Genomic DNA, 23,964 nt, shown 5'->3' with positions numbered 1-23,964 from the left:
AAGCCCTTCCTGTTGCTGTTCTTCCTGCTGAAGGTCTTGCTCGTTTGCCATTTTGCTCACTCCTCTAGAAAATGCCTGCATTAACAATTTTGTACAGACTTTTATAATAGCGATACGGCGTACCTCGCAAAAGGTACGCCATAGATCGACTGCTTACAGGTTAATATCAAGAATCTCGTACTGAATGACTCCTGCCGGTACGTTCACATCAACAATCGCGCCTTTTGCTTTGCCGAGGAGTGCTTGACCTACCGGGGACTCGTTGGAAATCTTGTTGTTCATCGGATCGGATTCAGCAGAACCTACAATCGTGTAATCCATAACATCACCGAACTCTAGGTCTTTCAGCTTCACGCGGGATCCAACGCTTACAACACCTGTATCTACATCTTCATTTGTGATGATACGGGCATTGCGTAGCATTTTTTCCAGGGTCAGAATGCGACCTTCAATGAACGCTTGCTCATTCTTTGCTTCTTCGTATTCAGAGTTCTCACTGATATCTCCAAAGCTAATCGCTTCTTTAATACGAGCAGCTACTTCCTTACGTTTAACCGTTTTCAAATCTTCAAGCTCTTGTTCAAGCTTTGTTAAACCTTCTGGTGTAAGGATGACTTCTTTTTCAGACATGGTTCAATTCCCCCGTTTTAAAAAATGATTCCATTTATACTGGGTAAAGTACAAAGGATTATATGTAGATGTTCTATACAATATACAGCAGAATGCAATCGTCTGTGAGGTTCAAAGGTAAAGCTGCCAGTGAGGACTGGCAGCTCGGCACCCAATATTACGGAGTATTATAGGATATGAAGGAACCCTTGTCAATGTCTGGAATGAACCACCAGTTTTAGTAGCTGACAGCCTCATCACTTGCTGTTTCCAGCGGTTCTTCGCTGTCATCTGCGTAGTTTTCGATCCAGTCGACAAAGTTCATGAGGACGCTGCGAAGCTCCTCTTCTGTCTCAACCGCATTCACGAGATTTTTCGTGTGCGTCGAGCCCTTCAAGCCTTTCAAGTAATACGCCGCGTGCTTACGCATCTCAAGGACTCCCACTCTCGGACCCTTCAGCGCGATTAAACGCTCTGCATGCAATAAACAAATATTCATCTTTTCACGTGCGGTTGGCTCTGGACCCAGCTCTCCCGTCGTCAGGTATTGAATGGTGCGATACAGCATCCACGGATTTCCGAGCGCAGCCCGCCCAATCATAACACCATCGCATCCCGTTGTATCCAGCATGCGTCTCGCATCCTCAGGAGTAGCCACGTCCCCGTTCCCGATTACTGGAATCGAAACGGTTTCCTTCACTCGACGGATCCAGTCCCAGTCCGCTTTCCCTTTGTACATTTGTACGCGGGTGCGTCCATGAACAGCGATCGCTTTGCCGCCTGCACGTTCTACTGCCTTGGCATTATCCAGTACGTACAGATGGTCTTCGTCCCAGCCCAATCTCATCTTCACGGTAACCGGCTTGTCGACCGCATCGACCACAGAAGATACGACTTCGTAGATTTTATCTGGATCGAGCAACAGACGCGCACCTGCATCACAGCTCGTAATTTTCGGCACAGGACAGCCCATGTTGATATCAATGATATCCGCGTTCGTGTGCTGGTCTACATATTTCGCTGCACTCACCAAGGTTTCCTTGTCTCCACCAAAAATCTGCAAACTTAGTGGTTTTTCGCGTTCGTCGACAAATAGCATATCTATCGTTTTTTTGTTTCCGTGCACAATGCCTTTGTCGCTTACCATCTCGGCGCAAACTAATCCAGTACCGAACTCCTTGGCAATCAGACGAAAAGCAGGGTTACAGACACCTGCCATTGGAGCGAGCACTACGTTATTCTTTAATTCAATATTGCCGATTTTCATCTATATTCGCCTCCTTATTCCCGCTTAGTCGGGGTCTTGGAGAGGACAATCCTATCCAAACTTCATTACATCACTTATTTATAGCACATAATTCATCGTAGTCTACCTGTAAAGTGCTGGCGATCTTCCGTAATACAGGCTCTGTTGGCGTACGAGTTCCTCTCTCTAGTGATCCAACAAAAGACAATGACACTCCCATCTTGTCCGAAAGGGACTGTTGTGTATACCCTTTTAGCTTTCGGAAGGACCGGATTCGATTTCCCAGTTGATTGCTCCCCACTCACGTACCCCCTTGTGATCTTCTACCAATAAGGAAAGATAATGATCAATGGTCTGGTTATGCTCAGGTAAAACGCCGCCCTCCCAAACGTCTCGAAGCGGCACGAGTACAAAAGCACGCTCGCTCAGCCCGGGATGAGGAATCATGAGATTGTCTTGCGAAACACGAGATGTCCCGTACAACAGTAAGTCAATATCAATTGTGCGCGGTCCCCATCGTACCGTTCGCACACGACCTAGCTCTCGCTCTACTGACAGAGCCGTCTCTAGCAGCTGATCCGGGCTCTGTTCTGTTTCCACAGCGATCGCCATATTTAGAAATGCATCTTGCTCGACGTAACCAAATGGATCGGTCTCATAAACAGAGGAGACACGTAGCACGCGAATTCCAGGTTGCTCGTTCAATCTCTGTATCGCCCGGCGCAAGTTCTGTGCCCGATCCCCGAGATTGGAGCCTAGCGCCAAATACGCACAAACTGTCATGAAGCAAAATCCTCTCTTCTACGGATCATCTCAATCGCAACCGACTCATAATGCCCATTGATCGGCGGATTCGGCTTGGTCACTTTTGCTTTGACTTCATGCAAAGGGAATTGCTCCAGTAGACGTTCTGCTATCACAGCGGTCAGTTTTTCTACCAGATGAAATCGTTCACCCTCGACAATTTTTTGCACACAAGTAAAGATATCGGCGTAATTGACTGTATCGTGAAGATCGTCACTTGCTCCGGCTCTGGATAAATCGAGCGATAGCTCCAAATCGACATAAAACCGTTGGCCTAGTTCAGCCTCTGCTCCAAACACACCGTGATATCCGTAAAAAGACATGCCATTGAAGTAGATTTTATCCAAGGTTTAAATGCCCCCTTTTAGCATCGCGTCCATCATCTTCGTAACGCGCTTCATTTCTTTGACATCATGCACCCGTACCATATGACAGCCTTTTGCCGCCCCGAGAGCAACTGTCGCTGCCGTACCTTCGACACGCTCATCTACAGGCAAGTCGAGAACATGACCGATCATCCGCTTGCGTGAAGTAGCAAGTAGAACAGGATAGCCCAGCCCTACCAGATCATCCAGCCTGCGCATTGTTTCGAGATTTTGCTCGACAGTCCTTACAAACCCGATCCCCGGATCGAGGATGATTCTCTCCTGCTTTACCCCTGCCTGCAAGGCGATCTGTACGGACTCACGCAGGTCTTTGATATAGTTTGGGAAAAAGTCGTGATAGTCCGTGTCTTCGCGGTTGTGCATCAGGATAATGGGCACATCGAGACGAGCAGCTACCTCTGCCATCCGCGGGTCACGCTTCGCTCCCCATACATCATTGATGATATGTGCCCCCTCCAGAATAGCCCGTTCTGCAACCGCCGCTTTGTACGTGTCAATGGACAGCGGAACAGACAATTCCTGCGAAAGCATCCGAATGACTGGCAGCACTCTGTCCAGCTCCGTCGCCTCATCGACTGCTTCCGACCCCGGACGTGTCGATTCTCCACCGATATCAATCAGGTCAGCTCCAGCCTCAACCATTGCACGCGCTTGTGCGAGTGCTGCCTCCACATTGACATAACGGCCGCCATCCGAGAAAGAATCAGGTGTCACATTCAAAATTCCCATGACTAGCGTACGCTCCCCCAGTGGCAGAACATACTGGCCACAGTTCAACTCGCGCCGCGCACGAAGCTTGGCAGGCATAGCTAAAACTTCCCGTACCTCTGCCGCCAACGCTCGTAGTTCTTCTGTTTGGGTTTTCATATAATCCAACGCCAAATCCATCTTCTTGTGTGAAGCCAACAGCAGCACGTATTTTTTGTCGGCAGTACCTGGTTGGTCTGAGATAACAGCTTCCGCATCGAAAGAGTGCATAATCTCTCTCACACTCTGTGCTGTTGCCCCGCTCATGTTTTCCGTGTGAATCTTCAGGCTCGTCCACGCTTCCGTCATGCGTTCCGCTTCAGGAACAGGAACTCCCCTTTTGACAAGCTCCGAAACCATCTCAGCGAAGGTCGCAGCATGGATTCGAAATGAATTGTATTTCATGATCAAACTCCCTTTTTCCGTCTTCGCACATTGAATAGTAGCATACCATAATTTACTCGCTAGCCGCTACAGACTGACGGTAGGCGCGGTGCAGTTCGCACGAATATGTACCATATGTCGAAAGGACGGAATACCCGTCAATTTCGGTAATCGGAACGATCTCTTGCACGGAATTTGTCGTAAAGACTTCATCAGCGTTGAGCAGCTCCTCCAAGCGATATCGACCTTCTTCGACAGGCATCGATAATTGCTGTGCCAACGCCAAAACATGTCGCCGCGTCACACCATCAAGAATGCCCGTATCAATAGAAGGGGTAAACAACTGGTCGTTCTTGACCCAGAACACATTGCTCACAATTCCTTCCGCCACGAAGCCATCATGCGTCAAAAACAGACCTTCCACATCGGGACGGGCACCGACTTCTTGGCGTGCGAGAGCATTATTTAAGTAATTGTGCGATTTAAAGCGTTGCTGGCCTTCTGCTGTCTGTCTAGCCAACGCCAATGTCTGCAACCGTTTTGGCATGGGAGGTACTTCCAGAGGTGCTACAGGTTTGGCAAATACGAATAAGGACGGGCGCTCGTATCCCCCTGCTACCAAGCCCACTCCTTCTGCGCCTGCCGTAACACTCAAGCGGACGTAAGCATCACGCAACTCGTTGGCATCGATGGTCATCAAGATGGCTTCTGCCAGCTCTTCCTTGGTCCAAGCAGATTGAATCTGCAACGCAAAAAGCCCGGAACAAAGCCGGGCGTAATGGGCATCCCATAGAAATAGCTTGCGGTCGTATACACGTAACGTTTCAAACAAACCAATACCGTACAAAAAACCGTGATCCAATACCGATACGGTAGCCTCATGAGCCGGACAAATCGTTCCGTTTACATAAACGTGCATCTGCGCTCTCTCCCGATAATATAGTCGAGAGCATCATATCACATCTTTTTCTCCTCTTCATCCGGCGTCAAATCTTTCATCGAGAGCTTAAACTCGTTCAAAGTCTGTCCGACTGCACGACCAATCTCCGGCAGCTTCTTCGGTCCGAAAAGCAACAAGGAAATGATCAAGAGCAAAATCAATCCGGGAATACCGATGCTCGACAGCATTGCTGGCAACACTCCTTTTCCTGTCAATTACCCAGTCTCTTCAAAGGATGTGCATAAAGCCCCCAATCTACTCCCAGTCCCAAGCGAAAAAGGCTACCACTGTAGCATGGTAGCCCCTCACTCGCGAAAATTTTACTCTCGCTTATTTTTTCCCGCCCAGGATTTCGAAAATGACATCCGCGTTTTTGGTGTTGTCGATCAAACCAGATACTTTCTCTTTACCAGGACCATACGCATAGACGTTTACATCCTCACCTGTGTGTCCGCCTGTTGTCCAGCCAGTAAAAGAGCGTGTATCGATAATCGCTTCGATGGCATTATCAATTTTCACTTGGTCTTTTGTTTCAGTAGCCTTTTTCACAGACGCGATTTCTTCCGGGGTCAGCTCAAGGTCAATGTACTTCTTGAGTGTTTCTTCTACATTTGCACCTTTTGCGATTTCAGTCGAAATGAAATCAGGCGTACGTTTCACTGCTTTAATTGGCGCTACCAAGAAGTTGTATTCATCTTTAGCCGCTACAGACAATCCACCCGTGGAGTGGTCAGCAGTCGCGATAACCAGCGTATGGCCATCTTTCTTTGCGAAATCAATCGCTGCTTTGAAAGCTCTCTCGAAATCTTCCATCTCGCTCATTGCGCCAACGATATCGTTATCATGACCAGCCCAGTCAATTTGGCTTCCTTCTACCATCAGGAAGAACCCATTCTTGTTCTTGCTCAGACGATCGATCGCAGCATTTGTCATTTCTTCCAGGGAAGGTGTTTCCTTGGAACGGTCGATCATTTTGTCCATTCCGCCATCTGCAAACAATCCGAGAATTTTGCCGTTTTTGTCGTCCAATAGTTCGCTCTTCGAAGTAACGTAGCTGTAGCCATCTTTCTTAAACTCTTTCGTCAGGTCACGATCTTTACGGACGAAGTTTTTCAAGCCACCGCCAAGCATTACGTCAATAGAATGCTCCCCGTTAATTTTCAAATCATAGTAATCATTCGCAATCGCATCCATATTCTTGCGGCTTTCGTCATGAGCGCCATAAGAAGCCGGAGTAGCATGTGTAATTTCGGAGGTAGCTACCCAGCCAGTAGATTTACCTACTTTTTTCGCACGCTCGAGTACCGTTTCTACTTCTGATTTGTCGTTGTCTACCGCAATGGCATTATTGTATGTTTTTTTACCGGAAGACATCGCCGTAGCAGCAGATGCGGAGTCTGTAATGTTTTGCTTGTGGTCTTCTGCATAAGTCATTTGTGCACCGACCAAATATTTATCGAATTCTGTTGGCTCCATCAGTGGAGTCGAAGGGTCGTCCTTCATGTAACGATGTGCGGTTGTGTAAGCAGTACCCATGCCGTCACCGATCAAGAAGATTACATTTTTTACTTTTGCGTTGTTATTATTTTCTGCTGCTTTTACAAGACCTGTAGTAGGACCGAAGAACGCTGTAAAAGCCAGCGAGGAGATTACTGCCATTGGAACGAGTTTTTTGGGGAATGTACGGAACATCATGTACCTCCTAAGAAATGAATTATTATTTAATTTCAGCTTGATTGTAATCTTCCAATATTGAGAAATGACGTGGGCAATGTAAAGAAGTTTAAGGAAACAGTAAAGATAGATTTACATTCGTCGAAGAACACAAAAAACCGCCCTCGAAAAAAGGCGGTTTTCCTGTCGTATCTATGTGTTAACCTGTCGTATGGCGCGCGTATGCAGTAAGGAAGTTCTTCAGCAATTGCTTGCCGTGCTCGGTAATAATCGATTCAGGGTGGAACTGGACGCCCTCGATTGGGTACTCCCGATGGCGCACAGCCATAATTTCACCTTCGGCTGTCCGAGCGGTTACTTCCAGCTCACTCGGAATCGACGCTTCCTCGATAATCAAGGAATGGTAGCGTGCCGCTGTAAAAGGGGACGGGATGTCCTGAAAGATAGTTTTGCCATCATGGAAAACTTCCGACGTCTTTCCGTGCATCAAGCGCTCGGCCCGAATGACTTTTCCGCCAAACACTTGCCCAATGGACTGATGGCCCAAGCAAACACCCATGATCGGAATTTTTCCGGCAAAATGGCGGATCGCATCCATGCTGATCCCCGCTTCATTTGGCGTGCACGGTCCTGGAGACACCATCAAATAATCAGGTGCCAGTCGCTCGATTTCTTCCAGCGTAATCTTGTCATTGCGATACACTTGGAGCTCTTCCCCAAGCTCTCCCACATACTGCACCAAATTGTAGGTAAAGGAATCGTAGTTATCAATCATCAAAATCATCGTACACTCGTCTCCTCTCAACTCATCGTTCTCTGCTCGCTCAACTCAAGTGCTTTCCACAACGCTTCTGCCTTTTTCAATGACTCGGCGTACTCGGCCTCTGGAACCGAGTCAATCACGATACCCGCTCCAGCCTGGACATGAGCTACGCCATCCTTGATCACCATCGTGCGGATGGCAATGTTGACCTCGATATCACCATTGAAGCCAAACCAGCCGATTGATCCCGTATAGACGCCTCGCTTGACTGGCTCCAGCTCTTCGATGATTTCCATCGTGCGAACCTTGGGCGCTCCGGTGATCGTTCCTCCCGGAAAAGTCGCTTCGATCGCATCAAGCGCATCCTTGCCTGCTGCCAGCTCTCCTTTGACGTGAGAGACGATATGCATGACGTGGGAATATTTCTCCACGACCATGAATTCGCTGACCTCCACGCTGCCAAAGCGACAGACGCGGCCCATGTCATTGCGTTCCAGATCAACCAGCATGACATGCTCTGCGCGTTCCTTTTCATTATCAATCAGTTCACGGGCCAATGCATCGTCTTGCTCGTCCGTTAATCCACGCGGACGTGTACCGGCGATTGGACGCGTATGCACTTCCTTGCCTTTTACTTTTACAAGTAGCTCTGGCGAGGCACTAACCAATTGAAATTCAGGGAAGCTCAGATAGCCCATATAAGGAGACGGATTCAGCTTGCGAAGCACATCGTACACTTCTGGGGCAGTCACCTGCACCGGCTTACTTTGCCGTACCGACAGATTGACCTGAAAAACATCCCCTTGGGCGATGTACTCCTGCACCCGGCGAACGGCTTCCTCAAATTGGTCTTTGGCAAAGGATACGGACGCTGGCACTAGCTTGGCAAGCGGTCTTTTGCGCAAAGCTTCCCAATCTGTCTGATCGCGATCCATTGTCAAGGAAGCAATTGAGTCGATACGTTTTTCCAGCTGGAGTGCTGCTTGTCGATAGCTCTCTTCGGTCAAATTGCCCGCATTCAAATGCGTCAGACAAATGATCTCTCGGGTCTCATGATCAAAGACAAGAAGGTCTTGCATTATCATAACATACAGGTCTGGCAACTGTAAGTCATCAGTCGCTATCTGTGGCAAGCTAGGCTCAAAAAAGCGGTTCATCTCATAGCTAATATAGCCTACAGCTCCACCAGCAAAATCTGGCATACCTGGAAGAACAGGCGTACGGTAACGAGAGAGCAGCTCTCGTAAAGCATTCAATGGGTTTAGAGCTTCTATGCTCTCCATTTTTCCTTCTGGGTACGAAACGATGGTTTCTCCTCGCTGACTGCGCAGCGTAGCGATAGGCTCATATGCCAAAAAGGTATACCGCCCAGCTCGTCCACTTTCCAACAGGACAGCATTTTGCAGAGAAGGCTGTAGTTTTGTGAGTACCTGCCACGGATCAATCGTCGAAGACCATGGTCTACGCAGGGCTAGGGGAACCAACGAATAAGATAAGGCATATGTCTGGCAATCAGCAAAGGTAGGGAACATTCTTCCTCTTCACGCTCCGGTTTTCACTATTTATCCGTTCATTATATAGTTGCCTGACACAAAAAGAAAAGACCACGTCGCCAACGTGCGCTTCGTGGTCATACCGGTATCTTTTTACAATTAATCTTCGAACTGATACAGAGGCGTGGACAAATAACGCTCCCCATTCGAAGGAATGATAGCGATCACTTTTTTGCCCTTGCCAAGCTTCGCTGCTACTTGCAGAGCCGCATGGATCGCTGCTCCAGAAGAAATCCCGCCGAGAATGCCTTCCTGACGAGCTACACGACGCGCGGTTTCAAAAGCGTCCTCGTTTTCTACCTTAATGATTTCGTCGTAAATTTGTGTATCGAGAATATCCGGGACAAAGCCAGCCCCGATACCTTGGATCTTATGTGGACCTGGTTTGCCGCCAGACAAAACTGGCGAAGCCGCAGGCTCAACAGCCACGATTTGTACATTCGGATAGTGTTCACGAAGAACCTGCCCTACACCCGTAATCGTTCCGCCTGTACCGATACCGGAAATAAACGCATCTACGCCGCCAATTTCCTTCGCTTGGTCCAGCAGCTCACGGGCAGTCGTCTCGCGGTGAATAGCCGGGTTTGCTAGATTTTTAAATTGTTGCGGAATGAAATAAGAGCTATCTTCTTTCGCCAGCTCTTCCGCTTTGCGAATCGCTCCGCCCATCCCTTCGCTGCCTGGTGTGAGAACCAGCTCCGCACCATACGCACGCAACAGGTTGCGTCGCTCCATACTCATCGTCTCTGGCATGACCAGAATAGCACGATATCCTTTTGCAGCAGCAACCATCGCGAGTCCAATACCGGTATTTCCGCTCGTAGGTTCAATGATGGTATCACCCGGTTTTAGACTCCCATCTGCCTCTGCTGCCTCAATCATCGACAACGCAATTCGGTCTTTTACACTGCTGCCCGGGTTGAAGAACTCCAGCTTCAAGTAAATGTCTGCAATATCTTCGGTGACAACACGATTCAGCTTTACAAGCGGAGTAAAACCAATCAAATCGGTAATGGAATTAGCCACGCGCATATGTTCTGCCCCTCCTATTTTTCATAACCGAGTAAAACGCTAGGATTTATTGACATAATTATATCAACGGTAGCCTATTTGGTCAATGAGGCATTTGCCCAGATATCTGGACCCCTACCGATTTTCGCAATCGCTCCAGCACGACATCCAGTGACTCAACCTGGGCAAATGCCATTTCTCGGCGCAGCTCATCTTTTACCTCTTCAAACGTCCGTTGACTGGCTTCCCTGCGCTCTCTCAGTTGATAAATGACGTATTGATCTTGTATTTTGATCGCTTCGCTATATTTGTCTTTCTCCAGCTTTTCTACAATGGGTTTCGCCTCGTCAGGCAATCGATTATCCTTGATGGAAACCCAGCCTACATCGCCGCCATTCACCGCTGTATCCGCATCAATCGAACGCGCTTTGGCAATCGTCTGAAAGTCGGCCCCGTTTTTTAAATCAGCCAAAACTTGTTCCGCTTCTTTTTGGGAAGCCACGACGATTTGTCCTAAACGCACCTGCATCGGTCGGGTATAACGGTCAGATCGGCTATTGTAGACATTTATTAATTCTTCATCCTTGATGGTCATGTCCTTCGTTGCCAGGGTTTGCAGCAGGATTTGATAAGAAATCTCCTGCTTCAGGGCTTCCACGGTCGTCCCCGCTTGTTTGATTAGCGCAGCCTCAAACTCGCTGTCTGTCCGACTGCCGTAACTGTCGCGAATCTGGGAAAGCTCTTGCTCCAGCTGCTTCGGATCAACCGTAATGCCGGATCGCTTCGCCTCTTGAAAAACGACTTCCCGATTAATCATGTCGTTTAGCACTTGCTTACCGAACTTTTGTTTCAGCGCCGTTACATACTCGTCGTTGCTAATCGTCTTATCCCCTACGATGGCGGCAGGCTGCAGCTTGCCTGATGCCTGGTACCATGCCCAGGTAACGGCAAGCAGCAACAATACAAGCGCCCCAATGAATGCCCACAACCCTTTTACGTTGGTCATGCCAACACTCCCCTACTTGACGCCGCGCTTACATGTCTTTCAGGATGTCTTCCAACGCGGATCTGTCATAATGGTAACGTTCATTACAGAAATGACAGTGTACTTCTGCTTCGCCCTGTTCCTCAATCAGACCTTCCATTTCTTCGCGTCCCATGCTGATCAGTGCCTGAACTACCTTATCCGCTGAACATTTGCAGCTAAATTGAATCTCCGTGTGGCTCAGGATTTTTGGCTCATCCAATACTCGGTCCAAAATCTCTTCAGGAGTCAAACCTTCGCCAATCATGCGAGAAACCTGTGGAAGCTGTCCTAGGCGCTCTTCAATGGCTGCCACAACCTCTTCAGGCGTATTCGGCAACAGCTGAAGAATAAAACCACCCGCAGCCAAAACAGAACGGTCCTCAGGATTAACCAGTACACCCACCCCTACTGCTGAAGGCGTTTGCTCGGACATCACAAAATAATACGTGAAGTCTTCCCCAATCTCACCAGAAACGATCGGCGCGCTGCCTTGATACGGCTCCTTGAGACCGAGATCTTTCGTTACGTACACAAACCCGTCTGTTCCCACTGCACGTGCTACATCGAGCTTGCCTTTATCGTTTAGCTCAAAGTGGACGTGCGGGTTGGATACATACGCGATTCCTTCACCATGTGCGTTTGCTTCCGCCATGATCTGCCCGATTGGTCCGCCTCCTTTTACTTTGACATGGAGGCTCTCGTTTCCTTTTAACATAGCGCCCATCATCAAGGTAATAGTCAACGTACGTCCCGCTGCTGCTGTCGCTGTATTCCACATGTCGTGACGACGACGCATATCTTCAACAGATTCTGTCGTGCGTGCGGCAAATGCACGAACATGCCCATTAAAACCAGTTGCTCTTATCATATAATCGCCCATGTAGCGATCCTCCTTTTCAATCATGAAGCTATCTTACCAGTTTACCACAAGGAGAAAAAGACTACGCCTCTCCCGCTGTGAGTCTGACACTTTGAGGATTCGACCATTTCTGACAGAAAAGACCCCTCTGTACGAAGAGGGGCCGAAATAACTAAATCCTATGTTAGGTTAAATAATCTTTTAATACGTGCGAGGCTTTTTGCGTTCGCAATCGGTCAATCGTCGTCGCTTCAATTTGGCGAATACGCTCGCGGGTAAGACCAAACATTTTCCCCACTTCCTCCAGCGTGTACACTTGATCATCATAGAGACCATAGCGCATGGAGATAATTTCTTGGGCGCGGGGACTAAGTCGATCCAACGCTGCGCGCATTTGCGAGCGAAGGTCTACTTTTTCAATCCAGTCATCCAGCGAGGACAACCCATCATCCATGATTTCTGCGTAGCTCAAGCTCTCGTCTTCATGCCAAGTCTGCCATTTCTCACTATCCAGTTCAGCGTCGATGGATTCCATCTTCATCATGAGAGCCAGTTCAATGGCCTCCACCTTTTCTAATGGAATATCCAGGAGTACGGCAATCTCCTGCCGATCTGGCGTCCGGTTCAAAGCATGGACGAGATGTAATACTTGCTTTTGATACTGGCGAATCTGCTCATGCATGTGGACAGGAATGCGAATCAGAGTTGCTTTGTCGTTGATGGCACGGGTGATCGCTTGAGAGATCCACCAGTGCGAGTAATGATAGAGACGCACGCCTCGTCCCACATCAAATTTGTCAATCGCGGTAAACAAACCTATCGTGCCCTCCTGAATCAAATCCAGGAACGGCATCCCTCTTTTCAAATGGCGCAAAGCGGTACTAACTACGTATCGTAAATAGGCGCGCACAATCGTTTCACGTGCTTCAAGATCGCCATCCCTTTGATAGCGAATCAGGCAAGCAAGCTCTTCTTCTTTGTCCAACATAGGTGTTGCAGCGACGCTTTCCAAAAACAGTAGAGCAGAAGTGTCCGATCGAAGCGATCTAGGGACAACAATTCCCAACTGTGTCTCCACTTCCCGCCAACGACGGGGAGTTGAATGGAACGAGGAGGTACTCAGAGTCATATGCAACCCTCACTTCTCTGGAATGGAAGATCACGATGAAGTAGGTGAGTCACGGAATGTTTTACTGTATCCGTATTTCGACAAAACCTGTCCGATTCCTGCCAGTTAACAGAATATTAACAGTTCTCCTCTCAGAATAGTTGATGAAAGCCCTTTCATAGGCTAGAGTTAAAAGTTTATGAAGAAAAGCCATCCTCATTAACCAAGGATGGCAAAAAGACAATGTCGAATCTTCTGATAAAAACGAAGGCTACTGATACAGGTGACAGGCGACGAAGTGGTTAGTGTCCACTTCCTGCCAGATAGGCTTCTTTTCGGCGCATACGGCTTTGGCTACTGGACAGCGCGTACGGAACACACAGCCGCTGGGGGGATTGATCGGGCTAGGAACGTCTCCTTCGATAATGGTACGCTCGCGGCTTTTCTCCAAATCAGGATCGGGGACAGGAATGGCCGACAACAACGCCTGCGTGTAAGGATGCTTCGGTGATTCGTAAAGAATTTCACTGGCAGTCATCTCGACCATATTGCCCAGGTACATGACGCCAATACGGTCACTGATGTGCTTGACCATCGCCAAATCATGCGCGATAAACAAGTACGTCAGCTTTTGTTCCTGCTGCAATTTCTTCATTAGATTAACGACCTGTGCCTGAACCGAAACATCGAGTGCGGAAATCGGCTCATCGGCAATGATGAAGGTAGGATTGACGGCAAGTGCCCGCGCAATCCCTATCCGCTGTCGCTGACCACCACTGAACTCGTGCGGGAAACGGTTGGCATGCTCTTTCTGCAAGCCAACCATCTCCAACAGCTCGATCACACGGTTCATCCGTTCCTTCCCTTTATATAGCCCATTTAAATGCAAGCCCTCCGAAATGATTTCTGAAATGTTCATTCGGGGGTTCAGAGAAGCATACGGGTCCTGAAAAATCATTTGCATATGGCGTGTCAGCTTGCTCCGCTCAGCAGATGATGCCTGATGGACGTTTTGCCCGTCAAAAATAACCTCACCTGTCGTCGGCTGATACAACCCGATGATTGTACGGCCTGTGGTCGATTTTCCGCAACCAGATTCCCCTACCAGTCCAAACGTTTCCCCCTCGTATATATCGAAGGAAACATTGTCCGCTGCCGTAAGTGAGAGCCCTTTACCCAACGTAAAGGTCTTTGTCAGGTTATTTACCTGGACCAGCTTCTTTCGTTGCATCTGGCCACTCCTCCCCGTTATCCGTTTACCAGTATCGTCTGGAGACGCAATGTTCCTTTTCGAGCTTGTAGCCATCCAGCTTGACGATCTCGATGGCACTTCGCGAATCTGGAGAATGAATCATTTCTCCATTCCCCATGTAAATGCCCACGTGATGGACTCTACCTTTCCCTTCTTCATGGGCAAAAAACAGCAGATCGCCCGGAAGCAAAGCTTCTTTTTCCACGAGCTGTCCGGCTTTTGCCTGATCAGATGCATCACGCGGAATCTGGAGACCGACGGATCGGTGCATGTTGTACGCAAATCCTGAGCAGTCATACCCGTAAGAGGACATGCCTCCCCATAAATAATGCAGATTGATGAATCGCTTGCCCGCTTCTACGATTGCCTCTCCACGATTACCGGAAAGCTCGATGGGCTTGTTTGCATTCACAATTTGGACGTCAGCTTTTGGCAAAAGTCCTTTGCCGTTCGGTGTCGCTACCGTTACCCAATCTCCGGTTTCCTCAATCAGCGGCAGTTTGGTCAAAAAGGCAAGCTCTAGGTCTGGCTTTTTGTCGGCTGTATGTAGACGGGTAAACGCCGCTGTGACCATCGCTAGCTTTTGGCCTTGCTGTACCACAAAAGCGTCTGACCACGGTGCTAGCTGGCGAGACGGAATCCAGCCGGGGTAGCCTGTTGCGTTTTTGTTCGTAGTCTGATCAGGAATCAGAACCTGTGACCATTCCCCTTGCTCCTCGACTACCTCTACGCGGGTACCGTACAGTGCTTGTGTTTGAATCGCGTTATTGTCGTAAAAACCAAGCTTCTCCTCCACAGTAAGGGAAGCGAGCCAGCTTCGTGCATCTACCGGGGATTGGAGCGCTACTTGGTCAATATCACGCGGCGACTCCGGCTTGGTCCACACAGTGGCAACAGAGACAGAAACAATGGCAGACTTCATCTTAGTTCTCCCCTTCCCACAGGCTGACGGAACGAATACCAAGCCCAGACTCTTCTGGCATGCGCATCAAGCGACCCTCGTACGTTACGCCACCTTCTATGCCATCGTGCAAAAGCATCAACGGCGCATCAAAATCAAAACGGGTGATGTTCTTCTTGCTGGCTGCAAAATGCGCTGCTGCTGATACAGCCAGACGCGATTCGATCATGCTGCCAACCATACATGGAATACCGTACTCTTCAGCCAATTGGTTGATCAATTGTGCTTTGTAAATGCCGCCAGCCTTCATCAGCTTGATATTAATCATGTCAGCCGCACGGTTTTGCAAAACCTGCAGGGCCTGCGTTGGTGAAAACACACTCTCGTCAGCCATGATTGGCGTATCGACCGAATCTGTTACCCGCTTCAAACCTTCCAGATCATGCGCTTTTACAGGCTGCTCAATGAGCTCGATGCCAAGACCCATGTCCTCCATTTTGCGAATGGATTGCACCGCTTCTTTTACATTCCATCCCTGGTTGGCATCAAGACGAATCTTCACCTGATTGCCCACGGTTTTGCGAATTTCTTGGATGCGCAAAATGTCATCCTCGATATTGTCCTTGCCGACCTTGATTTTCAGTACGTGAAAGCCTTGCTTGAGATAGGCAGCGGCATCCTCACCCATTTCTTTCGGAGAATTTACGCTGACGGTATAGTCCGTCTCCAATTGGTCACGGTAGCCGCCCAGGAATTGATACAACGGCATTCCTGCGCGTTGAGAAATAAGGTCGTACAACGCAATGTCTACCGCTGCCTTCGCACTCGTATTTCCTACCATGGATTGGTGCAAGGTTTGGAAAACTCGTTCATAGGCAAGCAAATTCAAGCCGATGAGCTGAGGCCTCATCGTATTCATAATCGCCGACTCGATGCTTTCGATGCTGTCTCCGGTAATGACGACAGTAGCCGAAGCTTCGCCCCACCCGACCATACCGTTGTCGCAGGTGATTTTCACCAGAACCGATTCCAGACTATGCACCGTACGCAAAGCCGTTTTAAAAGGCTTTTTCAATGGAACAGATATTCGTTTTACTTCGATGGCTTGAATAATCATGTTTTCCTCCATCTTCTCCAGCACTCGTGCTTTCTTTCGTGTTTTTTCTAATAGACATACTAAATTATAGCACTATTAAAAATTCTAGCAAAAAAGGGGGAGAGTCATTCCATCCACCTGAAATGACTTCTCCCAACTCACTCTTTCTTACTTCACGACAGCTTTTCTCAGGTCTGTATAGCTCAGTGAAGAGCTTTGTACACCGCTCACTTTGTCGCTTGAGAGCAAGGAAGTGTTGTAGAAATAAAGCGGTGCGATTGGCGCTTCATCCACCAAGATTTTTTCTGCATCATGCAGCAGCTTCAGACGTTTTGTATCGTCTGGCTCCTTGTATGCGTCTTGGATGAGCTTGTCGAATTGCGCATTGCTCCAGCCCGTACGATTGCTTGCTGCCTTCGATTGGAAAATGTCGAGGAAGTTGATCGCATCACCAAAGTCAGGCAACCAGGAAGAACGAGCAATTTGATACTGCAATTGCTTTTGCATATCCGTCAAAACTTTTCCTTCTACCTTTTGCAGCTTCACATCTACGCCCAGCGTCTGCTTCCACATTTCTTGCGCGGCTTGTGCCGTTTTTTCGTTAGCCGTTCCGCTGCGGTACGTGAGTGTAACCTCTGGGAGCTTTGTGTAGCCTTTTTCTTTCATTCCTTGTTCCAGGAGCTTCTTCGCTTCATCTGGGTTGAAGTTCACCAATTCTCCGCCTACCTCACGGAATTGTCCTTCACCGTTGGCATCAGGCAAACCATAAGAAACGAAGCCTGTTCCCGGCTTTTGTTGACGCATCAGCACAAGGTCGACCAGTGTCTTACGGTCAATCGCCAAGCTGAAGGCTTTACGAATATTGGCGTTATCAAATGGCTCCTTCGTTACGTTGAAACGATAGAACTCTGTACCCGCTCCATCACGCACGAATACTTTGCCATCTTTGAACAATTGGTCTGCCATGTCTGCAGGAACGGTTGTCGTTCTGTGCAGCTCTTCGTTCGTAAACATTTGATACTCGGTATTCTCGTCATCAATCATTTTCCAAACAGCACCAGACAGCGTTACGTTTGCTGCATCCCAGTACGTATCGCTCTTCATTATTTTCAGTTCACTGTCATGCGCCCATTCTGTCAGCTTGAATGGCCCGTTTCCGACAAAGCTTGCTGCTTCTGCTGCCCATTTCGGATCTTTTTCTACAGTTGCTTTGTGAACAGGGAAGAAAGCCGGGTTTGATGCCAACAGGAGCGTCCAGGAAGCTGGTTGAGCGAGCACGACCTCTAGTGTTTTGTCGTCCAACGCTTTTACTTTTACGCCATCCGCCGGTCCTTTACCACTGTTATAGGCCTCCGCTCCCTCAATAATATACGCGAGGGATGCCGCTGGAGAGGCCAGTGCAGGATCAAGCATGCGTTTCCACGCGAATTCGAAGTCCTGAGCCTTTACCGGTTCACCATTGGACCATTTGTTGTCACGCAGAGTAAAGGTGTAGGTTTTTCCATCCACGGAGACCGTCCATTCGGAAGCAGCCGCTGGTTGAGGCTTTTGATTTTCGTCCAGGCGAGTCAAGCCTTCCATCAAGTTGTTCAAAATGTTATAGGACGGCTCATCGAAGCCAATCGGCGGATCCAATGACGTCGGTTCCTTGATATTATTCAGCAACAGGAGCTTTGCTGCTTGATCGCCCGGCGTCGGAGCATTTGGCTGCGCGGTGTTACCTGGTGCAGCCTCACCTGATGCAGCTGGTTGACCCGATGTACAGCCAGCCATGAGCATGGACACCCCCAGCGTAGCCGTCAGCAACAATGTTGATAGTTTTTCCACTGTTTCTTCCCCCTTATTTTTTTGTTTTTGTATGACGTAAAAGGATAGCGCCGTCAGCCGACACCCCTCTTTTACACGAACAAAGCCGGGCTTGACCACTGCCCTCGACAGCTATGAATCAGGTCCCCGTTGGCGGTTGCATCGACGCTAACAACTTCTTCGCCCGTGGGTCCTGCAACCAACAGGAAACCGCGTGTTTGCTATGAACATGTGTCTCCGCTGGCTGGTAATTCCGACATACTTCCAACGCGTAGTCACAGCGCGCAGCGAATGCACAGCCAATTGGCGGGCTGAACAAATCCGGGGGTGTTCCAGGTATCGGGCTGAGCGGTATGGAGCGATCGGCATCCAAACGAGGCATCGACGCCAGCAAGCCTTTGGTGTACGGATGCTGCGGATTGTAAAAAATGTCGCGAACAGGCCCGGACTCTACCACTTTTCCGGCATACATGACGTTGACCCGATCCGCAATCTTGGCGACAACTCCCAAATCATGCGTGATAATAATGATCGAGACTCCCGTCTTTTTCTGAATGCTTTTGAACAGCTCAATGATTTGCGCCTGAATCGTCACATCCAACGCTGTTGTAGGCTCATCCGCAATCAGAATGGACGGCTTACAGACAAGCGCAATCGCAATCATGATCCGTTGGCGCATTCCGCCACTAAACTGATGGAGGTACTGCTTTAGACGACTTTCTGGAGTGGCGATCCCCACCAAGGTTAGAATTTCAATCGCTTGTCTCCTAGCTTCACTTCTGGTGACCTTTTGATGGCGAATGATTCCCTCCACAATCTGCTCACCAATGGTGATAGTCGGGTTGAGGGATGTCATCGCATCTTGAAAGATCATGGAGATTTCTTTCCCACGCAGCTCGCGCATTTGCTTTTCCGGCAACTTTGCCAGGTCCTGCCCTTTAAAATGAATGCTTCCACCCGCGATTTTTCCGATATGCTCCGGGATCAGTCGCATGATGCTCCTTGCAGTCACACTTTTCCCACATCCGGATTCACCAACAATCGCCAGTGTCTCCCCTTTGTTCAAAGTAAAGTTCACGTCCCGAACAGCGTTCACTTCACCGCCATGCGTCTTGAATGTGACCCGAAGCCCACTGACCTCCAGCAGCTTTTCCGTTTTATCCATGTTGCCTACCTCCTTGACTTCGGATCGAACGCATCGCGTAAGCCATCACCGAGCACGTTGAACGCGAGCATCGTCAGCGAGATGAGGAAAGCAGGGAAAAAGAGCCGCCACCAATGACCGGACAAAATGGTGGGGAGTCCATCGTTCGCCATCACTCCCCAGCTAGCCATTGGCGCCTGAATACCGAGACCGAGAAAACTCAGAAACGCCTCTGAAAAAATCGCAGATGGAACAGATAACGTGACATATACAATGATGATGCCAATTGTGTTGGGCAGCAGATGTTTACGAATGATGTAGAAAGGCTTTGCCCCCATTGTTTTTGCTGCCAGTACGTACTCTGAGTTTTTCATTTGCAGGACCTGACCGCGCACAGTCCGGGCCATCCCGATCCAACCGGTCGCACTTAAGGCGATAATAATGGTTAAAAGTCCGGGCCCCATGACGACCATTAGCAAAATCACCACTAACAAATAAGGAAGGCCGTACAAAATGTCCACGAAGCGCATCATGATATTATCGATTCGCCCGCCCAAATATCCGGCAATTCCTCCATACAAGACACCAATGAAAAAATCGATAAGTGCTGCCGTCAAACCAACAAACAAGGAAATGCGCGCACCATACCAAACACGCGTGAACACATCGCGGCCAAAATCATCAGTACCAAACCAGTTCGCATCCGACGGCGGTTTGTTTTTCATAATAATCGACTGTTTGGCGTATTCATGACCAGAGATCATCGGTCCAATCGTAGCCATAACCCCAAGCAAGATAATAACTACCAACCCCAACAAAGCCAGCTTGTTTCCTCTCAGACGAAGCCAAGCTTCTTGCCAAAACGTCAGTTGAGGTCGCACAATCGCTTCCGCATTGAGGTTGTCTTTTCGCATGGGGATAAATAAATCATCAGAAACGATCATCCTTCGCTCTCCTTTCGATGAAGCTTAATTCGTGGATCAATGATGCCGTACAGTACATCGACGACAAACATCAAGAAAATCAAAAGTGCGCTGTAGAAGACAGTCGTTCCCATAATGACGGAATAGTCACGGTTATTAATTCCCGCTACGAAATATTTCCCCATCCCAGGAATCGCAAATATTTTTTCGATCACAAAGCTTCCTGTTAAAACGTTGGCAATCAGTGCGCCTAAAAGCGTGACGACAGGCAAAATCGCATTACGCAGTGCGTGCTTCAACACGATCGTCGCCGGAGACAGCCCTTTTGCACGAGCTGTTTCAATGTATTCCTGGGTCAACACTTCCAGCATGTTGGTACGAGTCAAACGAGCGATAATCGCAATCGGACCAAATGCCAATGCAAGCGCTGGCATAATCACATGCTGCCAAGACCCCCACGTTGCGGTCGGCAACAGCTTCCATTCGACCGCCATATATTTGATTAATAGGGAGGCGACAACAAAGCTGGGAACAGATATCCCGATAACAGCAATAATCATGGCAAGGTAATCAATGAGACGGTTATGTCGTAGCGCGGCGATCACACCAAGCGCAATACCGGTAACAATCGCAAAGACGACAGAAATCAGACCGAGTTGAAAAGAAACGGGGAATCCACGGGCGATCATTTTGTTGACCGTATCCGAGCTATTTGCAATCGACGGCCCAAGGTCAAACTGCACCAGCTTTTGCAAGTACAGCCCGTATTGGACGAGTAGTGGCTTATCCAGGTTGTAGTAGGCATTGAGATTGGCAGCAACTGCTTCGTTTAATGCCTTTCCTTCTTTTTCAAAAGGAGATCCCGGAACGGCATGCATCAAGAAAAAGGTGAGGGTAATGATGAGCCATAACGTCACGATCATGGAGATAAATCTGCGGAAAACAAAAGATAGCAAGGACTCTCCTCCTTTTCATCAGAAACTGACCTCTCGTAATAAGCAAAAAACCCAGCAAATGCACGTGATCATGGCATTTGCTGGGTTTTACTTACGTGTATGCCGTGCATACGAATAAATAAAGCAGCGGGTGTATTCATTTGGTGACTGTGGCTTTATTTCTCGTGGAAACTGCTTGTTTGTACTTCTTTTGCGCATCCTTAAACGCTGCGATCAATGTTTTTTGGGAAGATCCAAAATACCGAAAGCGAATCTCTTCGCCAATTTCCTCCGACGCCATAATCGAATGACCGATAAAGATCGACCGAGCAAAATCAGACGTCAGTTGGACCGTGGAAGAACAGGCTGCATCTACGATCTTGTCATTGGAAGTATCGACAACCAATCCGATAAAAAAAGCACTGAATTGCTGTGTAATCGGATTGTTCGAAGAGGACTGTGCATCGCCTACGATATAAATGGTATCTTTATCAAACAAATCAATAACCCCACTTTTACTATGCTTAACGGACCGGCAAACGGGATGTTCGGAGAGCGACTTCCTCACAATCGCAAGCTGGGTAAGCACTTTCCTACATAGTACCAGAAGATTTCGCAATTTGTAAATAAGTCTGACTAATCTTTCAGTTCTTCTACAGATACGACCGGAAACGAATGCGACGGCAGCATCGGCAGAAACGGTCGCTCGTCGATGTAGGCAACTACGACATGTGATGGACCCACCATTGTTTTCGGTGCAAGCTGCAATTCCTCCCCACGCTCAGTTACGACGGTAATCTGCAGCATTCCACCTCCCGGACGAGCTGGCCCTTTCGTTGCTCGCTCTGTCACGAGTGTTTTCCCATTGTACTGTAAGCGTAATTGGTGGTCATTACGCCACGAACGGAAATCCACATAATAGCGGGAGAAAGGAATGGGATCAGTGGTTACACTGTCTGCTTGAGGGAAGAACATGGCCTGCTCTCGACGGTAGCCACCATTCTCGTGCATTCTGTCATCAAAACGTTCAAGAGCCTCTTCTTCGAGCAGATCAATCACCCCCTCTGTTTTCAGCACAGGATCAACAGCAAAGGTGGCGTGATGATTAGACAACTCCAGGAGTATCTTCACTTCTGTTTTTTTCTGCATGGCGAGGTCTGCATCTACAATAAACATACCTACCAACAAAAAGAACAGCATCGTAGAAATCGATAAGATATTTATACCCGTAACGATAGCCTCCTAACGGGAGCTTTTACAAATCGTAGTCCATGATGTTAACTGTACCTATTCTTTGGACTTGCAAGGAATCAGCTGGCATCGGAATCCACGAGGTAAAGCGGGGGTATGGAATTGCCAGCTCCACGACAAACTCATCTTCGTGGCTCCACAGAACGGGATCGAGTGAACGAGTGCGAGTGACACTGACAAACAGCTCCTGATCTGGAATGGAAAGCTTTTTCTCCCTCAGCTCCCGAGTGATCAATGCACGAACCTCTTGTTGCAGGTTGGCTTCACTCGTCCCCCCGTGGTTGCTGACATATTTCGTAGCGGCTGCGCTCACTTCCAATAATTCGTTCCTGGCCTGAACAACCGTATGTACCTGTAAAAGCCCTAATGGAACGAGTAGCATAACCATAATGTTCAGAATCACAGCGATTAATTGCCCCATTAGCCTGTACCAAAACGCGTTACTTCAGCGAGCAAATCACCGAAAAACTGCGTGCATGCCGAAAAGAGATTTTGCGGACCGGTGAGAAGCAACCCTACCGTCAAAGGCAAAACAATCGCCATTACAGCCAAAATGCTAATCATTTTATTCATTCACTACCACCCTGGATCAAAGTATTCGGACGGACGGCTTCCTGTAAAGGAAAAGGATGTATCCCCCTCCACAAATTTGTGCAGCCATTGGGTCACTTTTGAAGGCTGGATGGTAACCGACAAGGTAATCGCCTCCTGCCGCTCTTTACGAGCTCGCTCGCCCTCGGTTCGAGGCCAGCTCCCAGCAAACGTATCCACTGTCACTTCCCAACCCAATCCTTTCATTTTCAGAAGATAGTAATCTGCTAACGTCGGCTCCAAATACCCGATGTCCTGCATATCATCCAGTAAGTCAGCATAGATTCCACGGGCAATCGCCCTTTCCATTGCGTACAAGTGGTAAGCTCCCAGTGCGGAAGTGATCAATAGAAGGACCAGTAGACAAATAAGAAAGACTTTTGCTTTCACCATCGTTTTAGAAACGCCAGCTCTTCTTTAGTGGAAGATGACTGTCGCTGCCCGATACACCCTTTCCTGTTGTGTCTGTTTAAGCTGCTCCTCTGGTTGGAGATTCCAAAGCACCGCGCACAAGCTCCCTACCATAATCGAAATGATGAGAAGTACGTGGATGTGCAGCATCATTTAGACGACGTATAGGATGTGCCGTTTTGCATCCTAAAGTTGATATTTTCATTTCGAGTATCATAGTTCAGCGATGTGATGGATTGGTTAATGCTCTCGGCAGAATCGTTTGCCGCAGGGCTTAATTCATTGCCGTAACTGCTAACACCAATTCCTAACACCATGACGCATGCTAAAAATATAAAAAACATTTTCGACATCTCAATTTTCCCCTTTTCTCATTCGTGATTTTATTTAGGGTATGGCTTTATCGATCCACCCAACTGCTCGATCTCTCAGTCCGTCTTCCCTCACTACCGATGTGTTTATTTCAGACAGGCTAGAAACGATTATTCCTAAAGAGAAAACGATGCACATGATGATAGATAATAGCTTCGTCATTAGTTGCTC

29 protein-coding genes (1 of these 29 running past the window's edge) are annotated in these 23,964 nt (G+C 48.4%); all 29 read right to left on the bottom strand.

The window, feature by feature from the left end; translation table 11 throughout:
* On the bottom strand, nt 1-51 hold the 5' end (the start) of the coding sequence (gene lysS, locus BBR47_RS01125; RefSeq protein ID WP_012683951.1) for a lysine--tRNA ligase. The gene continues 1,470 nt to the left of window position 1, outside the view; only the first 51 of its 1,521 coding nucleotides appear in the window; the start codon lies at nt 49-51; the stop codon falls past the left edge of the window.
* Nucleotides 52-153: 102 nt separating this feature from the next.
* Nucleotides 154-630 carry a transcription elongation factor GreA gene (gene greA, locus BBR47_RS01120; RefSeq protein ID WP_007725265.1) on the bottom strand — a complete coding sequence of 159 codons (477 nt, stop codon included), beginning with the start codon at nt 628-630 and terminating at the stop codon, nt 154-156.
* 217 nt (nt 631-847) lie between these two features.
* A complete protein-coding gene (dusB, locus tag BBR47_RS01115; protein ID WP_012683950.1) occupies nt 848-1,876 on the bottom strand; it encodes a tRNA dihydrouridine synthase DusB in 1,029 nt (342 codons plus the stop codon).
* 70 nt (nt 1,877-1,946) lie between these two features.
* Nucleotides 1,947-2,156, bottom strand: coding sequence for a helix-turn-helix domain-containing protein (locus BBR47_RS29985; protein WP_012683949.1), 210 nt, complete (start codon nt 2,154-2,156; stop codon nt 1,947-1,949).
* Nucleotides 2,108-2,638, bottom strand: a complete 531-nt coding sequence (gene folK / locus BBR47_RS01105) for a 2-amino-4-hydroxy-6-hydroxymethyldihydropteridine diphosphokinase (protein WP_012683948.1) — start codon at nt 2,636-2,638, stop codon at nt 2,108-2,110. Before folK ends, BBR47_RS29985 begins: the two co-directional genes overlap by 49 nt.
* Nucleotides 2,635-3,006: a dihydroneopterin aldolase gene (gene folB, locus BBR47_RS01100; protein ID WP_012683947.1), complete on the bottom strand. Its 372-nt coding sequence runs from the start codon at nt 3,004-3,006 to the stop codon at nt 2,635-2,637. The genes folK and folB overlap by 4 nt, the downstream gene beginning before the upstream one ends.
* 3 nt (nt 3,007-3,009) lie before the next feature.
* Nucleotides 3,010-4,197, bottom strand: coding sequence for a dihydropteroate synthase (gene folP, locus BBR47_RS01095; protein WP_173362190.1), 1,188 nt, complete (start codon nt 4,195-4,197; stop codon nt 3,010-3,012).
* Between the two features lie 52 nt (nt 4,198-4,249).
* Nucleotides 4,250-5,095: an aminodeoxychorismate lyase gene (gene pabC, locus BBR47_RS01090; RefSeq protein ID WP_012683945.1), complete on the bottom strand. Its 846-nt coding sequence runs from the start codon at nt 5,093-5,095 to the stop codon at nt 4,250-4,252.
* A gap of 38 nt (nt 5,096-5,133) precedes the next feature.
* Nucleotides 5,134-5,304 carry a twin-arginine translocase TatA/TatE family subunit gene (gene tatA / locus BBR47_RS01085; RefSeq protein WP_012683944.1) on the bottom strand — a complete coding sequence of 57 codons (171 nt, stop codon included), beginning with the start codon at nt 5,302-5,304 and terminating at the stop codon, nt 5,134-5,136.
* A 142-nt stretch (nt 5,305-5,446) separates the two neighbouring features.
* Nucleotides 5,447-6,808 carry an alkaline phosphatase gene (locus tag BBR47_RS01080; protein WP_012683943.1) on the bottom strand — a complete coding sequence of 454 codons (1,362 nt, stop codon included), beginning with the start codon at nt 6,806-6,808 and terminating at the stop codon, nt 5,447-5,449.
* A 181-nt stretch (nt 6,809-6,989) separates the two neighbouring features.
* Nucleotides 6,990-7,574 carry an aminodeoxychorismate/anthranilate synthase component II gene (gene pabA / locus BBR47_RS01075; protein WP_012683942.1) on the bottom strand — a complete coding sequence of 195 codons (585 nt, stop codon included), beginning with the start codon at nt 7,572-7,574 and terminating at the stop codon, nt 6,990-6,992.
* Between the two features lie 17 nt (nt 7,575-7,591).
* Nucleotides 7,592-9,085, bottom strand: a complete 1,494-nt coding sequence (locus BBR47_RS01070) for an anthranilate synthase component I family protein (protein ID WP_012683941.1) — start codon at nt 9,083-9,085, stop codon at nt 7,592-7,594.
* Between the two features lie 120 nt (nt 9,086-9,205).
* A complete protein-coding gene (gene cysK, locus BBR47_RS01065; RefSeq protein ID WP_012683940.1) occupies nt 9,206-10,138 on the bottom strand; it encodes a cysteine synthase A in 933 nt (310 codons plus the stop codon).
* Nucleotides 10,139-10,220: 82 nt separating this feature from the next.
* A complete protein-coding gene (locus tag BBR47_RS01060) occupies nt 10,221-11,123 on the bottom strand; it encodes a peptidyl-prolyl cis-trans isomerase (RefSeq protein ID WP_012683939.1) in 903 nt (300 codons plus the stop codon).
* Nucleotides 11,124-11,151: 28 nt separating this feature from the next.
* On the bottom strand, nt 11,152-12,024 hold the full coding sequence (gene hslO, locus BBR47_RS01055) for an Hsp33 family molecular chaperone HslO (protein WP_012683938.1): 873 nt from the start codon (nt 12,022-12,024) through the stop codon (nt 11,152-11,154).
* Nucleotides 12,025-12,187: 163 nt separating this feature from the next.
* A complete protein-coding gene (locus BBR47_RS01050) occupies nt 12,188-13,132 on the bottom strand; it encodes a sigma-70 family RNA polymerase sigma factor (RefSeq protein WP_012683937.1) in 945 nt (314 codons plus the stop codon).
* Nucleotides 13,133-13,382: 250 nt separating this feature from the next.
* The gene (locus tag BBR47_RS01045) at nt 13,383-14,342 is read right to left on the bottom strand and encodes an ABC transporter ATP-binding protein (protein ID WP_012683936.1); all 960 of its coding nucleotides are present in this window, start codon (nt 14,340-14,342) and stop codon (nt 13,383-13,385) included.
* 25 nt (nt 14,343-14,367) lie between these two features.
* A complete protein-coding gene (locus BBR47_RS01040) occupies nt 14,368-15,285 on the bottom strand; it encodes an NlpC/P60 family protein (RefSeq protein ID WP_041749198.1) in 918 nt (305 codons plus the stop codon).
* Nucleotide 15,286: 1 nt separating this feature from the next.
* Complete coding sequence (locus BBR47_RS01035) at nt 15,287-16,381, bottom strand: dipeptide epimerase (RefSeq protein ID WP_012683934.1); 1,095 nt, start codon at nt 16,379-16,381, stop codon at nt 15,287-15,289.
* Nucleotides 16,382-16,528: 147 nt separating this feature from the next.
* On the bottom strand, nt 16,529-18,187 hold the full coding sequence (locus BBR47_RS01030) for a peptide ABC transporter substrate-binding protein (protein ID WP_012683933.1): 1,659 nt from the start codon (nt 18,185-18,187) through the stop codon (nt 16,529-16,531).
* Nucleotides 18,188-18,305: 118 nt separating this feature from the next.
* Entirely contained in the window at nt 18,306-19,331 is a 1,026-nt protein-coding gene (locus BBR47_RS01025) for an ABC transporter ATP-binding protein (protein ID WP_012683932.1), read from the bottom strand.
* 5 nt (nt 19,332-19,336) lie between these two features.
* Complete coding sequence (locus BBR47_RS01020) at nt 19,337-20,224, bottom strand: ABC transporter permease (protein WP_419761086.1); 888 nt, start codon at nt 20,222-20,224, stop codon at nt 19,337-19,339.
* 26 nt (nt 20,225-20,250) lie between these two features.
* A complete protein-coding gene (locus BBR47_RS01015; protein WP_012683930.1) occupies nt 20,251-21,189 on the bottom strand; it encodes an ABC transporter permease in 939 nt (312 codons plus the stop codon).
* A 136-nt stretch (nt 21,190-21,325) separates the two neighbouring features.
* The gene (locus BBR47_RS01010) at nt 21,326-21,667 is read right to left on the bottom strand and encodes a DUF3870 domain-containing protein (RefSeq protein WP_012683929.1); all 342 of its coding nucleotides are present in this window, start codon (nt 21,665-21,667) and stop codon (nt 21,326-21,328) included.
* Nucleotides 21,668-21,804: 137 nt separating this feature from the next.
* Nucleotides 21,805-22,368 carry a hypothetical protein gene (locus tag BBR47_RS01005; protein ID WP_012683928.1) on the bottom strand — a complete coding sequence of 188 codons (564 nt, stop codon included), beginning with the start codon at nt 22,366-22,368 and terminating at the stop codon, nt 21,805-21,807.
* 55 nt (nt 22,369-22,423) lie between these two features.
* Nucleotides 22,424-22,840 carry a hypothetical protein gene (locus BBR47_RS01000; protein WP_041749197.1) on the bottom strand — a complete coding sequence of 139 codons (417 nt, stop codon included), beginning with the start codon at nt 22,838-22,840 and terminating at the stop codon, nt 22,424-22,426.
* Nucleotides 22,840-22,992 (bottom strand): hypothetical protein, encoded by a 153-nt coding sequence (locus BBR47_RS31125; protein ID WP_012683926.1) that lies wholly within the window; start codon nt 22,990-22,992, stop codon nt 22,840-22,842. The genes BBR47_RS01000 and BBR47_RS31125 overlap by 1 nt, the downstream gene beginning before the upstream one ends.
* 3 nt (nt 22,993-22,995) lie before the next feature.
* The gene (locus BBR47_RS00995; RefSeq protein ID WP_231850599.1) at nt 22,996-23,319 is read right to left on the bottom strand and encodes a hypothetical protein; all 324 of its coding nucleotides are present in this window, start codon (nt 23,317-23,319) and stop codon (nt 22,996-22,998) included.
* 489 nt (nt 23,320-23,808) lie between these two features.
* On the bottom strand, nt 23,809-23,955 hold the full coding sequence (locus BBR47_RS31120; protein ID WP_007725181.1) for a hypothetical protein: 147 nt from the start codon (nt 23,953-23,955) through the stop codon (nt 23,809-23,811).
* Nucleotides 23,956-23,964 lie beyond the last annotated feature (9 nt).

The sequence above is a fragment of the Brevibacillus brevis NBRC 100599 genome (assembly GCF_000010165.1).
In the GTDB taxonomy this organism is placed as follows: domain Bacteria; phylum Bacillota; class Bacilli; order Brevibacillales; family Brevibacillaceae; genus Brevibacillus; species Brevibacillus brevis_D.
This window is presented reverse-complemented; position numbering and strand designations above follow the sequence as displayed.